Source organism: Hymenobacter sp. HDW8 (genome assembly GCF_011305775.1).
GTDB lineage: Bacteria > Bacteroidota > Bacteroidia > Cytophagales > Hymenobacteraceae > Hymenobacter > Hymenobacter radiodurans.
Genome location: NZ_CP049908.1, coordinates 83,613 through 97,736, shown reverse-complemented (window position 1 = coordinate 97,736; position 14,124 = coordinate 83,613). Strand labels below are relative to the sequence as shown.

The window sequence follows — 14,124 nt, the reverse complement described above, 5'->3', positions numbered from 1 at the left end:
GAGCACCGGAAGGCTCAACGACGGCAGGGTCCGAGCACCGCGAAACGGGTGCACGCGTCACGGGGAGCGGGCACCACAGGGCACCCGTTCCCAGAAGGGACCGGAAGAAAGAGGAAACTAGGCTTGCGGAGGCTGCCAGATGGTGCCCGGCAGGTGCCGGGGGCCGGGGGGCGCTAGCCGGGCAAAGCGACTGGGCGCGTAATACGTCCGGGGCTGCACGACCAAGGGAACACCCAGGGCAAGCGGCAGCGAGGTACTCGCGCAGCACTGACACTGACACATGGGGGTGCACCAATCCAATCCCGCATGCGAACCTGCCTCCTGCTGAGAGGCCGCGGTGACCAACGTCTGCAGGCTATCCGCGCGCACTGGCTCCCGGTCTACGCACGGCAGACAAGCCAACACAGCTAGGTAACAGGCAAAAAAGATGGAGAGGAATCGCATGCAAGCAAGACGGGATGGTGCAAACCTACGAAATGCGCACCAATAAGGATACAACCAGGGGTTAATCTGGCAACTGCCCGGACAAGGTTTGCGAATCAATCAGCCACTGGCCTTGCTGGCAGGTAAGCACGGAGACCGCCGTGTAGCAGCGCCGCACCTGGCGCCGCGCTGCCGCAGAAACAGGCTCGGACAGGCAATACGTTTCCACGGCCAGCGAGCGGGTTGAATCGGTCAGGACCCTTACCCGGTAGTCCTGCAGGGGTAGGGCGGGGCGGCACCAGCCGCGGCAGCCGGCCAGCCGCACAAAGCGGGCGTGCCCGGGGCGTTCCGCCCGGTCTACCGTCCAGGCTGAGAGGGTAAACGCCACGAGGGCGGCCGCGGAGTCGCCGACTTGGCGAGCGTGGCGATACGCGAGCAGGGTTTGCCGCACGTCAGCTTCAACCGAGGAAGGCCGGCTTGGTTCGCCCGCGGGCGCCCCGGCCAGCAACAAGGGCACCGCCAGCGCCGGCAAGACCAGCGCGGCCGCTAGCAAAAAAAGGTTGGAAAGGGCATGCATCAGTAACGGCTGGTCGTAATTAACACGTGTGCCAGCCCGATAAGGTTTGGTTAGTAGTCGCACCAGATTGTCTGGGCCAGACCGTGTGGCCAACGACAGGTAGACTTACGGATGGTAAAGTAAGCGTTCACACTAATGCATACATTGTACTTGTATGGACGCGGGCCCCGCGACGGTTCCGAATTAGAAATAAGAAGATAGTCCCAACTGCACGGTGGCCGACCGAACCGAGGGGTTGCCCAGAAAGTCGCGGGCCCACTGCTGGCGGTAGTTCAGGCGCACCACCGTCAAGGGGGAGGACCGCCAACTCAGGGCCGGCACCAGGGCCCAGGTCTCGTCGCCGATGGCCCCGCCGGTTTCCGTGAACCGGTTCCGGTTCCAGTCCACGTATTCTAAGCGCAGGCCGGCATTGAGCACCGCGTGTTCGTAGCCGAACACCCGGCCCTTGCGCACGGGCTGCACCAGGTCCAGGAAGCCGCCAATTTGGCGGCCCCCGTACTGTGGGGCGTAGTTGTCGGGCACGTTTACCCGCACCCAGGCCCACTCCCCGGTCAGGGCCGTGCCGGAGCCGGGCAGGGTGGTGTTGGCGTCCACGGCCCACACGTCGAGCCGGCGCTTCTGATCCAGCACCAGGCCGTCATCCTCGAACTTGTTGTAGACCTGACCCATGTGCGAGAGCCCCAGCTCGCCCACCTTCTGCCGCCGCAAAGCCACCTTGGCGGTGGTCAGCAGCTGCCCGTTGAAGTTTTCCTCGAAGCGGTCGGGGTTGGCCTTGCTGGCCGGCAAAAAAGTGCGGCTCTCGGCGTTGTCGACGACTGAGTTGTCGAAGCCGTTGGTCAGGTAGGCTTCGTAGGCAAACACCCAGCGGTCAGTGTACTTTTTGCCGAAGAAGCCGGCCCCCACGTTGCTCCAGGTGGCGGGCAGCAGCTGGGTGGCCGCAATCGGCCGATCCACGAACTCCCACTTCGGGCCATCGTGGTTCTGGTTGAAGGCCCCGATGGGGTTCATCACGATGCCGCCGCGCACGTTGAGCAGGGGGCTGAACTCAAAGTCGACGGAGGCGAACTCAATGTTGATTTCCTTGGTGCCGTCCTCGAACTCAATTTCAGTCAGAAACTTGACCCGCTTGCTGATGGCCGAGGACACGAACAGGGTTACGCGCCGCATCTGAAACTGGTGGCCCTCGCCGATGCCGTCCGTGCGGCCGTTCTGATAGTTTGCTTCCACGTAGCCGCCCAGGGCCACGGGCAGGCGCCCGGCCTGCAGAAACGGGCGGTTGTAGACGGCGTCCATATTGAGCTGGGGCCGACCCGTGGTGTCAGTGGGCACGCGGCGCAGCAGCCCGGGGTCGCGCAGCAGCGTAGGGTCAATTTGCGCCAGGGCCGGGCCCGTCACGGCCAGCAGCAACAGGGTCAGGAGCTTCTTCATGACGCGGCCCGTAAGTCCAGGAATAAGTCAGTGCCGGCCACGCGGACCGGAAAGCTGCGCAGCGGCGCGGCGGCCGGCCCGTTGGTGACCTGGCCGCGGCTGTCGAACTCGCTGCCGTGGGCCGGGCACTGCAGGGCCGTTCCGCTGGCCTGCAGCTCGGCTCCCTGGTGGGCGCACTGCATCCACAGGGCCGAGTAATCGGTCTCGCCGAAGCGGAACACGCAGATAGGAAAGCGCAGGGCCTCATCGCGCACCACCACGAAGGGGCGGTACGCCACCGGCGAGCTGCCCTCAATGACAAACTCGCGCAGGGCCACCCGGACGCCGTCCGCGGTGAGCGTGGTGGCCGCGTAGCGGGTGGTAGCGCAGCCGCTTAGCCCGGTGCCCAGGGCCACCGCCCCGAGGCAGGCCCCGCAGCCGCGTCCAATAAATTGCCGACGATTCATAAGGATGGTGATAGTTAAGGGAGCCCGATTACAAGCTTTTCAGAAAGTCTACCAGCTGGCGCTGCTCGGCGGCGCTGAGCCGGTCGTGCCGGTCGCGGCTGCCCGTGGCCTCACCGCCGTGCTGCGCGATGGCGGCTTCGATGCTGCGGGCACGGCCGTCGTGCAAGAGGAAATAGCTGCCTCCCTGCGAGTTGGGTGAGAGACCCAGGCCCCAGAGCGGCGGGGTGCGCCACTCGGCCGGCTGGGCGCTGCCTTCGGTATAGCCGTCGTTAAGGCCGGGACCCATGTCGTGCAGCAACAGATCGGTGTAGGCCCGCACGGGCCGGTTAGCCAGGGCCGCTACCGGGGAGTCGCCGGTGCGCAGCTCGGGCGTGTGGCACTTGCCGCAGCCCACCTGCACAAACAGCTGCTCACCGGCTAGCACGGCTGCCTGCTCGGTTTCTCGGGGCTGGGGGGCTTTCAGGAACTTGAGGTAGGCCACTACGTCCTGCACTTTCTGGTTGCTCACCTCCGGGTCGAGCACGTTGTGAGTGTTCGGGTCGCGGTCTTCAAAAAAGGAGATGACCCCCATGTCCTGGTTGTAGGCCGAGGCCGTTTGGTGCAGCAAATCGTAGGCGGCGGCTTTTTTGCCGAAGCGGCCGATGTACTTGCCCGCCCGGGGCCGGGCGTCCGGCCGCAGGGTGGCGTAGTCGGGCACGGTTATCCAGTTGGGCCGGCCGCTGATGCCGTCGCCGTCGCGGTCGTTGGGATCGGCCAGGGCCAGCAGGGCGTCGTCGGGCACGGCGTCGAGGAAGCCCAGGCCGGTGTTAGCCGGGGGGGTAAAGCGGCTGTGGACCACGCCGGCCGGCAGCACCTCGGGCATTAAGCCGGGCAAGGCGCGGTGCTGGAGCTGGGGGCCCTGGCGCCCGGCGAAGGGATTGCCCGTGCTGTCCACCTGCCCGAAGCGGGTGAGCGTGGTAGCAGGGTGGCCCTTGCCGTCGCCGGCGTGGCAGCTGCCGCAGCTGTTGCTCACGAACAGCGGCCCCAGGCCGTTGGCACTGGTAAACACCTCATCGTTGAAGGCTACGTCGCCGCGCAAAAACTGCCCCGACTGCTCGGTGGTGAGGCCCGCCACCGGGCCGTCGAGGAGGGAGTCCTCGGGTGGGGGGCCGGTCATCAGGGTTTCGCAGGAAGACAGCAGCGCGAGGGCTGGGGCCAGCCAAATCAAGAGAGAACGGGTCTGGCGCATACGCTAAAGAGGGTATCAGGCAGGGGTTCGGCCGAGATACTCCCAAAGCTATCAATTATTTTTAGACTAATCTAAAAATTTGTTTCGGGTTTGCTAAACTGTGTCTTTCCGAGGAGTTGCTGCCAGAGTAATTTTTCGAATGCGCGACGCTCGGCGAAGGCCGCGTGGAACAAGGGGTAGTAAACGCGGAAGGGGGTGGTTTAAGAAGGATGGGCAGACGAAGGACGTATAGTTCATGGGTTAGGGCAACCAAATCCAGCAGGACGTCGCCCGACCATCGTCGTACATATGATCAGGCCTAATAGTGGGGTAGGAGTTGCGCTGGACCAGGCCCGAAGCCCTTTGAGCGCGAATTACGTAGGGATAAAAAGGCGGCTCGTGACCCGCCCGTAGGACCCCCTTCATCGTCTTCTTCCTCCGCCTGACCATGCTCCCTGCCCCTATCAAAGACGCGCTCAACCAACAGATTGCCATGGAAGCGCAATCGTCCCAGGCCTACTTGGCCATGGCCTCCTGGGCCGAAATTCAGCCCGGTCTGGACGGGGTGACCACCTTCTTTTACCAGCAAAGCCAGGAGGAGCGGGTGCACATGCTCAAGCTCATCCGCTACGTCAATGAACGGGGTGGCTTTGCCATCGTGCCCGCCCTGGCCCAACCCGTCATTACCTTCCAATCCCTGCAGCGGGTCTTTCAGGACTTTTTACAGCACGAAATCGCCGTCTCGGCCAGCATCAACGAGTTGGTGGGCCTCACGCTGCAGGAGCGCGACTTCGCCACCCATAACTTCTTGCAGTGGTACGTCTCGGAGCAGTTGGAGGAGGAAGCCCTGGCCCGCACGCTAAACGACAAGCTCGAACTGGTGGGCGACGACAAAAGCGGCATTTACCTCTTCGACAAAGATATCCTGCTCTTTCGCGGGCATGTCGCCGCCAAGGGCAACGCCCCTAACTAAGGGCAAATTCGTTCGTTGGCGATTTTACTCCTTGCCGGTCTACTAAACAGAACAGAGGACCAGCGGGGGGCGCTGGTCCTCTGTTCTGTTTAGCTCCTGAGGTAGGCAGCCTCGTTCTTATGTCGTCCCAAAAACCGCTAGAGGACGGCGGCTAACGCTTTGATTGTCTTGCTCTGGCAAAGGTTCCCAGACAGGAATAAGCGTTTTCTGGGTAAGTAAGTAGGCAGGGCATCCATAAATGTTGTTCAACAAAAGGGCATCACCGCTATCTGGCAGCTTCTGGGTAGGCTCTCCCGTGCGGTCCCATCCCAGGCCATTTCCTACCCCCCGCGGATTCAGCCTCACCCCACCTCGTCTGGCTTAATTGCGCTGTTCGCCCGCACGGCTACAGCGTCAGGCCGAGGCCGGCAAACCAGGTGCGGCCATCGGCGGGCAGGATGCCGGGGCCGGGGTAGCCGCCGGCCCGGCGGGTAAAGTAGCGGGCATCGAACACGTTGTTGACCCCACCGCTGAGCCGGTAGCGGCCCTCCTGACCCAGCTTCCAGGTAGCGGAGAAGTCGGCGACCTGGTAAGCCGGGATGGCCCCGGTCTGGGCATTGGCCGTCGGCTCCTCCGTGTTACTAGCATCGGCGTACACTTTGCCCACGTAACTGAACTGCCCCGTCACCGACAAGCCCTGGTGGGCGAAGGTGAGGCCCGTGCGCAGGGTCTGGCGGGGGGCATTTTCCACGTACTTTCCTTCCAGATTGCTTTCCACAATCTGGGTGCTGGCGCCCGTGCCGGTGAGCGTGGTCACGGGCAGGTTACCATACCGGGCGTCGAGCAGGCTGAGCGCGGCAAACAGGTCCAGGTGGGGCAAGTTGAAGTTGCCCGTAATCGAATGAATCAAGTCCAGCTCGGCGTAGGCTTCCAGGCCGTGCGTTTGGGTGCGGCCCAGGTTGGTGCGGAACTGTTGGGTCTGGCCCACAGTGCCGCCCGGCACGGGCCGCCGCACGGTGCCAATGCGGTCTTCGTAGTTGAGAAAGAAGTAACCTACGTCGAAGCGCACCCAGTTCTTATAGTTGCCGCGGTAGCCGATCTCGGCAGTATAGCCGCGCGCATCCTTCAGGTTGGGATCGATGACGTCCGCGGTGGCCGGGGGCACCAAATCGCCGAAGAGCACGGGCCGGAAAGCGCGCGAATAGTTGGCATACAGGTTGGTCGTGGGCGACACCTGAAACTCGCTGCCCAGGCCGTAAAGCAGCACATTGCGCTGGCTGGACTGATCAGCAATGCGGTTTTCGCTGCCGTTGGCAGCGCGCCCCAGGTAGCCGGTGCCGGTGTTGCGCAGGTAGTCGTAGCGCACGCCCGGCGTGAAGCTCAGGCGGGAACCGGCGTGTAGCAGCAGCTCAGCAAAGGCGGCGGCATTGGTGGTGGTAAAGTCAAATTCGTTGGTGAAGCGGCCGTCGCCCGTGAGCGTCAGGTCATAGTCCGCGCCCGTGGTGCCGGTACCCCGCTGCCGGCGCCCGGTGGTAGCGCGGTAGGCCCGCAGGCCCGTGGCCAGCGTGTGGGTACGGCCCAGCAGGTCCACGTCCTGGAGCAGGCGCAGTTCCGCGCCCAGGTTGCGGTAGTCGTCGCGGTCCACTTGGCGGGCGGCCACCTGCCGGGTGCGGCGGTTCACGCTGTCCGGGGCCGGCAGGCCGGCCACGAAGCCGACGCTGTTGCGCGAGGCCACCAGGCCAAAGGTTTTCAAATTCAGGCGGGTGCGCGCACTGGCCTGGTAATCCAGCGTGAGGGCCGGAATCAGCCAGGGGGTGCTGAGCCAGTTGCGGGCGCGGGTGCTCTGGCGGCTGTCCTGGGCGAACTGCGCGTCGGTCAAGCCCCCGGGCTGCTGCAGCCGGTTGGTCAGGTACGTGAGCTCGGCGTTCAGGGTCAGGCGCTCGGTGAGGGCCACGTGCACGTTGCCGTGCACATCGTCCACGGTGAACTGGTTATGAGGGCGCCAGCCGTCGCCCTGGCGGTGGCGGTAGTAGGCATAATAGTTCACCTTCCCCACGGTGCCGCCCACGGCGTTGTAGGAGTTAAACAAGCCGTTGGCGCCGGCCGTGTTGCTACTTTCCAACTCGACTTTTTTGTCGCGGGCGCCGCGCTTGAGCTCATAGTTGAGCAGGCCGCCGAACTGGGGGCCGAACTGCAGGCCCGCCCCGCCCCGCAGCAGCTGGATGCGCTCCACCGCTTCCATGGGCGGGTTGTAGTAGGCCTCGGGGTAGCCAAAGGCGTCAGCACTCATGTCGTAGCCGTTCTGGCGGGTGTTGAACTCCCAGCTGCGGTTGGGGCTCAGGCCCCGCGTGGCGACGTTGATCTGCTGCCCCGAGCCGTCGTTTTCCCACACCATCAGCCCGGGAATGCGGGCCATCACCTGACGCATGTTGTTCTGCACCAGGTTGGCATTGACCTCGCGGGGCTTGATGAGCTCGTTGCGGCGGCCGGCGGTCAGCGTCGTCCCATCGACTGGGGGCGCAAAGTGCGTAGCCGCGCCAGTCACGGTGACTTCGCTGAGGGTCTGGTGGCGGGTGGTATCCGCGACGGGGGTTTGCTGCGCTAGGGCCGACGGCAAACAAAGTAGGGTGGAAAGCGCAAGACTGCCGAGAATAAAGGCAGGGTTAGGGTACGCGAAACGGGTCATTAGAGTGCCTTAGGGGTAATAATGGCACAAAGGTAGATTTATTTAGAATTTGTACAAATAAAGAAAGTTTAACTATGGCTTGCATAATTTCCAGCTGCTCACTGTAACAGCTTAGGCCGTAGGCGTAGTGGAATGGCGCAGGGCTCACTTTAGGGCGCAGTTAAACAAGTAGTACAGGCTACACAGGAAAATCAAGACCAGCCTGATCAGCAGCACTTGGCGGGCGGTGGTTGCTCTACCCCAAAACCGAACGCGCCACCACCGGCCCGGAAGTAACCCAGCAGGGCTCGTTGGATGGCCTGCGGGACAAGGTGTGGTGGGATCAGTAAGGCTCGGTACTAGTAAGCGCAGGGGCGTCATCCAGCCTTCGGCCGGCTCGGCCGAGGCGCCCAACATCGGGAGGGCCTATCCAGAAAGAAGGCCGCGGGCTATTTACATTCGGTGGCCCGGCATGTCCATGCCCGGCATGGCCTCCATGGGCGTCCCCGGGCGCATCGACAGGTCCCCGTAGCGGGCCGCCAGCCAGTAGCCGACCGCGAGCATGAGCAGCGTAAGCAAGGTGACAATCGCCTTGCGCAAGCCCGATACCTGGGCGCCGCCCGCCATATCCATGGGCAGCGCGGCCCTGGTGTGCCCCGCGTGCGCAGCGGCCGGGGGCAGGGCGGGCGACATGCTGGCCATGGAATGGCCAGCATGCGCCGGCAAACTGACTTCTTCTTCCGCCGTGCCGCCTTTGCCCAACGCCCGCTCGGTACCCATGCCGTGCTTGAGCTGATTTTTAACGAGCCAGTAGTTGACCGGGTAAGAAACCACCACGCCCACCAGGGTTGCCGCCGACATGGCCGCCCAGAACCAGGGCGAGGCAGCTTCCATGGCGCGCATGTCGCGGCTCATCAGAATGACCATGGTAGGCAGCATGCCGGCCATCATGGCGTTCATCGACATCCACTCCGGCAGAAAAGAGTGGCGCAGGGCTTGCCCGTAGCTCATGCCCATCATGTCCTTCATAAACAGCGCCTGGAAGATGAACAAGCCGAAGGCAAAGCCGGCGGCATACTCGATCCAAATGTCCACGCCCATGCTCAGGCCGAAGTAGCCCGTGATAGCGGCGGCCACGATAATGCCCGTCGCGTCGCCCGCCGCACAGTGGATCGTGGAGCCTACGGCCTGCTTCCAGAGCGGTGCCACAAACGCCTCGTGCGTGCCGGGCGACGACTCGCGGCAAGAAAACCAATAGATAAGCAGGCCTACCGGCCCCGTATAAAGGGTCACCAGCACCCAGCCCCACTTCATCACCTTCATCTCCGGGGTCCGGGTAAACAGGTCCCAGGCCACATACAGCACGGAGACCAGCGTGAGCGCGAACCACAGCCAGAGCGCCCAGGCGGGGGCCCACGGGGTATTGTGCGTGTTCATGGGCAGAAGGGTAACATGAAAAAAAGCAGCGAGCTATAAAGCCCGCTGCCGTTGAAAAAGGAGGAAAGTGGGCCTAATATTTCTTATTGGCCAGCAGCCACTCCTGCAATTCCTTGATTTCCATTTTTTGGTCGGCAATGATTTGCTCGGCCAGGGCCCTGGTCGCATTTTCCCGGCCGTATTTGAGCAGCGCATCCGAGTTCTCAATGGCCGCCTGGTGGTGATCGACCATGAGCTGGGCAAAGTCAAAATCCGGATTACCCGTTAGCGGGCGCAGATCGACGGCCTGCATCATCTGCGTCATGTTCATCATTTGCAGCATATTGAACGCCGGCACGGCCGGGGCGTGCGCGGGGTGGCCCGCCAGGAAAGCCTGAAACTGGGCGATCTCCGCCTCCTGCTTGGCAATAATCATCTGCGCCATGGCCTTCATTTCGCTGTCCTTGCCGCTGCGGAGCTCTTCCTGGCTGTTTTTGATGGCGATCTGGTGATGCACAATCATCATGCTCGCATAATCGTTGTCCGGATCCTGGGTTTTTTGCATTGACTCCATCAGGGCCATCCCCTCGTGCATGTTACGCATGTACGGGCTCGCATCGTGGGGAGTGACGAGGACCAAGCCCCCCTCATCTTTACTGCAACTGACCATCGAGAGGCTGACGCTCAGTAAACTCAGCGCGAGGAGGGGGAAGCGAAAAAACTTATTCATAGCAGGTAGTAAATTAGTGAGACATAGATACCTACCAAAACGGCCCTACAGCGCCGTGGATTTATTTTCTACCCACTTCTGCTTGCATAATTTCCCGCTGGCTATCAATCGCTTACGCAGTCGCTGTGGCCGAGCGGCGCAACGCTCGCGGCATTACCAGCACCCCAAACGCAAAAAGGCAGCTCGTTGGGAGCTGCCTTTGTTGGTGGGTAAGCCGGGACTAACGATTGCGCGTGAGCCAATTCTGGAGCGCCGCAATTTCCTGGCGCTGGTCGGCAATAATGGCCTGGGCCAGGGCGCGAGTGGTGGAGTTGCGCCCGTACTGCAGCAGGGCCTCGGAGTTGTCGATGGCTGCTTGGTGGTGGTCGACCATGAGCTGGGCAAAGTCAACGTCGGGCTTACCAGTCATGCTGCGGGCGTCGCTGGCGGCCATCATTTTGTCCATGTTGGTTTTCTGCAGCTGGTTGAACTGCGAAACTAAGGGCGGCATGGGCTGGTGCCCGTTCAGGAAGGCGTTGAACTGTGCGATTTCGGCGCGTTGCTTGGTAATAATGGCTTGAGCCGTGGTTTTCATTTCCTGGTTGGTGCCCGTCCGCAGCTGCTCTTCCGCCATCAAGATGGCGGCCTCGTGGTGCAGGACCATCTGGGCAGCGTAGTCGTGATCGGGGTCCTGCGTTTTACCCTGCGCATCCATCTGCGTCATCATGTCCATCATGATGTTCATGTAGGCGCTGTCCATAGCCATGTCGTCCATGTCGTGGCCCTTTTGACAGGCCGTGCACAGGACGCTAATAACGAGCAGTGACAACAAGGGCAATCGGAAAAGGCGGAACATATTCACGGGAAAGGGGGGGATAAGGGTGAGCCATACAAACCCCCCGCTTACTGCCCCGGTTTTTATGCCATCGGCCTTTTCTCTTGCATAATTTAGCGACCTACACCAAGGAGTCCAGGCTGCGGCGGGCGGCGCTGGCCGGTCCCAGCTTTTGAAATTCGGAGGGCGTGAGGCCCGTCACCTGCCGAAACTGCCGCGAGAGGTGAGCCGGGCTGCTGTAGCCCAGCTGCTGGGCCACTTCGGCGATGGTCAACTCGCCGTAGCCGATGAGCTCCTTGGCCCGCTCCACCTTCTGGCGGATGATGAACTTCTCAATAGTGAGGCCTTCCTCCGCCGAAAACAGGTGGGACAGGTAGTGGTAGTCGCGGCCCAGCTGCTCAACGATGGAGTCCGAGTAGTTGAGCAGGCGCGGGCCCGGTGGTGGGTAGTGAATGAGGGTGACCAGGTGGGTTTTAATTTGTTCCACCAGCTGCGCCCGGGGGTCTTCCAGCAGGGCAAAGCCCGCTTCCAGCAGGGTCGCGCGAATCGCGTCCCAGTCCGGCTCGGCCTCCCCGGGCACGGTCACGTCGGCCTCGCCCAGGGCCACGTGGTGCACCTGCAAACCCAGTGCACTCAAGTCCTCGCGCACCACGCGGATGCACTGGGGGCAGACCATGTTTTTAATCAGCAAGCGCCGGGTGCCGGGCGCTGGCAGCATGTGCGAGGGGTTCACGTGGTGCGACATGGCAGGAATACGCACTTATTTAACGACCAGACTGCCGCGCAGCATGCCCATGCCGCAGGTGAAGGGAAAGGTGCCAGGCTGCTGGGGCAGCAGTTCTACCAGGGTGGTCTTGAAGGCGGGCAGGTCGCGGCGGATGCTGAAGTCGGGCATGAGCAGCTCCTCCGAGCAGGAGTTTTCCTCATCCCGGTAGAAGCTCAGCTGCACGGGCTTGCCGCGCTCCACTTCAATCACGTCGGGCGAGTAGCCACCCTTGACGGTGATGTCCACCTCCTGCACCCCGCTGGAGGAAGAGACGGCGCTGGCCGTCTGGCGCGCAGAGAAGAAGAAGTACCAGATGACAAACCCGGACAGGGCCACGCCCGTCAGGGTCACGATGATTTCGGCGATATCCATAAACTTAGTTTTTAACGGGGGAGAAGCCGCGCAGGCGCAGCGAGTTGGTGAGCACTGACACCGAGCTTAGCGCCATGGCGGCGGCGGCAAGCATAGGCGAGAGCAGCAGCCCAAAGAAGGGGTACAGCAGCCCGGCGGCGATGGGAATACCCAGCGTGTTGTAGATGAAGGCAAAAAACAGGTTCTGCTTGATGGTACGGATGGTTTGCCGCGACAGGTCAATGGCCGTGACCACGCCGTTCAGGTCGGAGCGCATGAGCGTGATGCCGGCTGCTTCCATCGCCACGTCCGTGCCCCCGCCCATGGCCAGGCCAATGTCGGCCTGCGCCAGGGCGGGCGCGTCGTTGATGCCGTCGCCGACCATAGCCACGGTGCGCCCTTCGGCCTGCAACTCTTTCACTTTGCCGGCCTTGCCGCTGGGCAGCACCTCGGCGAAGAAACGCTTAATGCCGACTTGTCCGGCCACCTGGGCCGCCGTCTGGGGGTTGTCACCCGTCATCATCACCACCTCAATCCCCATCGCCTGCAGCCGTTTGATGGCCACCGCTGACGACTCGCGCACGGTGTCGGCCACGCCGATAAGACCCACGGCCTGCTTGTTGATGGCGACATATAACACAGTCTTGGCCTGGGTGAGCAACTCCTCAGCCTGACGACGCACGGCCGGAGAGAGGGTAATGTCAGCGTCCGCGAGTAGGCGCGCATTACCGATGAGCACCGCCTGCCCATTCACGGACGCCTGCGCCCCTTTGCCTTCGATGGCCTGGAAACCCGTGGCGGAAATCACCGTGGCCTGCTGGGCATCGGCGTAGCGCACCACGGCTTCCGCCAGCGGGTGCTCACTCTGCCGCTCTACGGCCGCTACCACCTGCAGGAGCTGGCCCGCGTCCTGCCCATCCGCCGGCACAAAGTCCGTGACGGCCGGCTCCCCGCGGGTGATGGTGCCGGTTTTATCGAGCAGCACCGTGTTCACTTTATAAGCCTTCTCCAGTGCTTCAGCGTTGCGAATCAGCACGCCGTGTTCAGCCCCTTTGCCGGTGCTGACCATGATGGCTGTGGGCGTGGCCAGGCCCAGCGCGCAGGGACAAGCAATGATGAGCACGGCCACGAAGTTGACCAGGGCCAGCGGCAGACGGGCTTCTACCGGCGCCAGATCAAACCAGAGCACAAAGGTGAGGATGGCAATGACCACGACCGTGGGCACGAAGATGGCGCTGACCTTGTCGGCCAGGCGCTGGATAGGCGCCCGGCTCCCCTGGGCATCCTCCACCAGCTTCACAATCTGCGCGAGCATGGTGTCGGCGCCCACCTTGGTGACGCGGAAGCGGAAGGAACCCGTTTTGTTGAGGGTCGCCCCGAAGACGGGGTCCCCCGTTTTCTTTTCCACCGGCAGGCTCTCGCCGGTGAGCATGGCCTCATCCACGGCCGAGTGGCCTTCCTCGATGAGGCCATCGGTGGCCACCTTCTCGCCCGGGCGCACCACGACGAGGTCGCCAAGTTGAACCTGCTCAATGGGCACGTCCACTTCCTGGCCCCCAGGCCGCACCACGCGGGCGGTTTTGGCCTGCAGCCCCATCAGGGCTTTGATGGCCGCCGAGGTCTGGGTTTTGGCGCGCAGCTCCAACACCTTGCCCAGCAGAATCAGGGCGATGATGGTGGCGGTGGTGTCGTAGTACACTTCGGGCATCAGCCCGCGGCGCATAAACCAGTCGGGTGCTACCGTGGCCGCCAGGCTATAGAGAAAAGCCGCGCCCGTACCCACGGCAATGAGGGTATCCATATTGGCGGCCCGGTGCTTGAAGCCGTTCCAGGCCGAAGTAAAGAACTCGCGGCCGCTGTAGAAGAGCACGGGCAGGGTGAGCACGAGCAGGCCGTAGTTGAGCCACTGCATGTTGATGCGCGCCATCAGGGCCGGCCACAGCATGAGCATACTCAGGGGCATGATGACGACGGCCAAGGCGGTCGCTACCCAGAAGCGGCGCTTAAGCTTTTGGTAGGCCAGCGCCTTCTGCTGGTCGATTTCAGCCTGCCGGTCAGCAGCCGAGGTGTCGGGGGCGCGCTCGGTGACGCCGTAGCCGGCGTTCACGACGGCTTCCTTCAGCGTGGCGGGAGTAGCCTGGGTGGGCACGTAATCCACGGTGGCTTTCTCCGTGGCAAAGTTGACTACAGCCCGCTGCACGCCGGGCGTACGGGTCAGGGACTTTTCGACGAAGGAGGCGCAGGAGGCGCAGGTCATGCCTTCAATGTCGAGGGTCTCGGTTTTAGTGGTAGGTTCCATAAGAGGGTAGAGGCAAAGGGTGCCGGACAGGTTCAACGTAGCAACTGAAC

Annotated in this window: 13 protein-coding genes; 1 reads left to right on the top strand and 12 read right to left on the bottom strand. The window is 62.8% G+C overall.

Features of this window, described 5'->3' with window-relative positions:
* Positions 1–117: 117 nt before the first annotated feature.
* The 5 genes from G7064_RS20550 to G7064_RS20530 form a co-directional block, all read right to left on the bottom strand.
* The gene (locus G7064_RS20550; RefSeq protein WP_133270994.1) at positions 118–444 is read right to left on the bottom strand and encodes a DUF6660 family protein; all 327 of its coding nucleotides are present in this window, start codon (positions 442–444) and stop codon (positions 118–120) included.
* Positions 445–505: 61 nt separating this feature from the next.
* Entirely contained in the window at positions 506–1,093 is a 588-nt protein-coding gene (locus tag G7064_RS20545; RefSeq protein ID WP_133270993.1) for a hypothetical protein, read from the bottom strand.
* Between the two features lie 90 nt (positions 1,094–1,183).
* The gene (locus G7064_RS20540) at positions 1,184–2,428 is read right to left on the bottom strand and encodes a hypothetical protein (protein ID WP_133270992.1); all 1,245 of its coding nucleotides are present in this window, start codon (positions 2,426–2,428) and stop codon (positions 1,184–1,186) included.
* The gene (locus G7064_RS20535; RefSeq protein WP_133270991.1) at positions 2,425–2,874 is read right to left on the bottom strand and encodes a Rieske (2Fe-2S) protein; all 450 of its coding nucleotides are present in this window, start codon (positions 2,872–2,874) and stop codon (positions 2,425–2,427) included. The genes G7064_RS20540 and G7064_RS20535 overlap by 4 nt, the downstream gene beginning before the upstream one ends.
* A gap of 28 nt (positions 2,875–2,902) precedes the next feature.
* Complete coding sequence (locus G7064_RS20530) at positions 2,903–4,102, bottom strand: di-heme oxidoredictase family protein (protein ID WP_166075269.1); 1,200 nt, start codon at positions 4,100–4,102, stop codon at positions 2,903–2,905.
* Between the two features lie 427 nt (positions 4,103–4,529).
* Here G7064_RS20530 and G7064_RS20525 point away from each other — a divergent pair, with 427 nt between their 5' ends.
* Entirely contained in the window at positions 4,530–5,054 is a 525-nt protein-coding gene (locus G7064_RS20525; protein ID WP_133270990.1) for a ferritin, read from the top strand.
* Positions 5,055–5,439: 385 nt separating this feature from the next.
* On the opposite strand, the gene G7064_RS20520 is transcribed toward G7064_RS20525, so the two are convergent.
* From G7064_RS20520 to G7064_RS20490, 7 genes are all read right to left on the bottom strand, one after another.
* The gene (locus G7064_RS20520; RefSeq protein WP_165963409.1) at positions 5,440–7,650 is read right to left on the bottom strand and encodes a TonB-dependent receptor family protein; all 2,211 of its coding nucleotides are present in this window, start codon (positions 7,648–7,650) and stop codon (positions 5,440–5,442) included.
* 501 nt (positions 7,651–8,151) lie between these two features.
* Entirely contained in the window at positions 8,152–9,135 is a 984-nt protein-coding gene (locus G7064_RS20515; RefSeq protein ID WP_133270988.1) for a DUF4396 domain-containing protein, read from the bottom strand.
* A gap of 73 nt (positions 9,136–9,208) precedes the next feature.
* A complete protein-coding gene (locus G7064_RS20510; RefSeq protein ID WP_166075268.1) occupies positions 9,209–9,844 on the bottom strand; it encodes a DUF305 domain-containing protein in 636 nt (211 codons plus the stop codon).
* Between the two features lie 220 nt (positions 9,845–10,064).
* Complete coding sequence (locus tag G7064_RS20505; protein WP_166075266.1) at positions 10,065–10,679, bottom strand: DUF305 domain-containing protein; 615 nt, start codon at positions 10,677–10,679, stop codon at positions 10,065–10,067.
* A 100-nt stretch (positions 10,680–10,779) separates the two neighbouring features.
* The gene (locus G7064_RS20500; protein WP_240935917.1) at positions 10,780–11,391 is read right to left on the bottom strand and encodes a helix-turn-helix domain-containing protein; all 612 of its coding nucleotides are present in this window, start codon (positions 11,389–11,391) and stop codon (positions 10,780–10,782) included.
* A 27-nt stretch (positions 11,392–11,418) separates the two neighbouring features.
* Positions 11,419–11,760, bottom strand: coding sequence for a cupredoxin domain-containing protein (locus G7064_RS20495; RefSeq protein ID WP_240935916.1), 342 nt, complete (start codon positions 11,758–11,760; stop codon positions 11,419–11,421).
* Between the two features lie 40 nt (positions 11,761–11,800).
* Positions 11,801–14,074 (bottom strand): heavy metal translocating P-type ATPase, encoded by a 2,274-nt coding sequence (locus G7064_RS20490; RefSeq protein WP_166075263.1) that lies wholly within the window; start codon positions 14,072–14,074, stop codon positions 11,801–11,803.
* Positions 14,075–14,124: the final 50 nt, after the last annotated feature.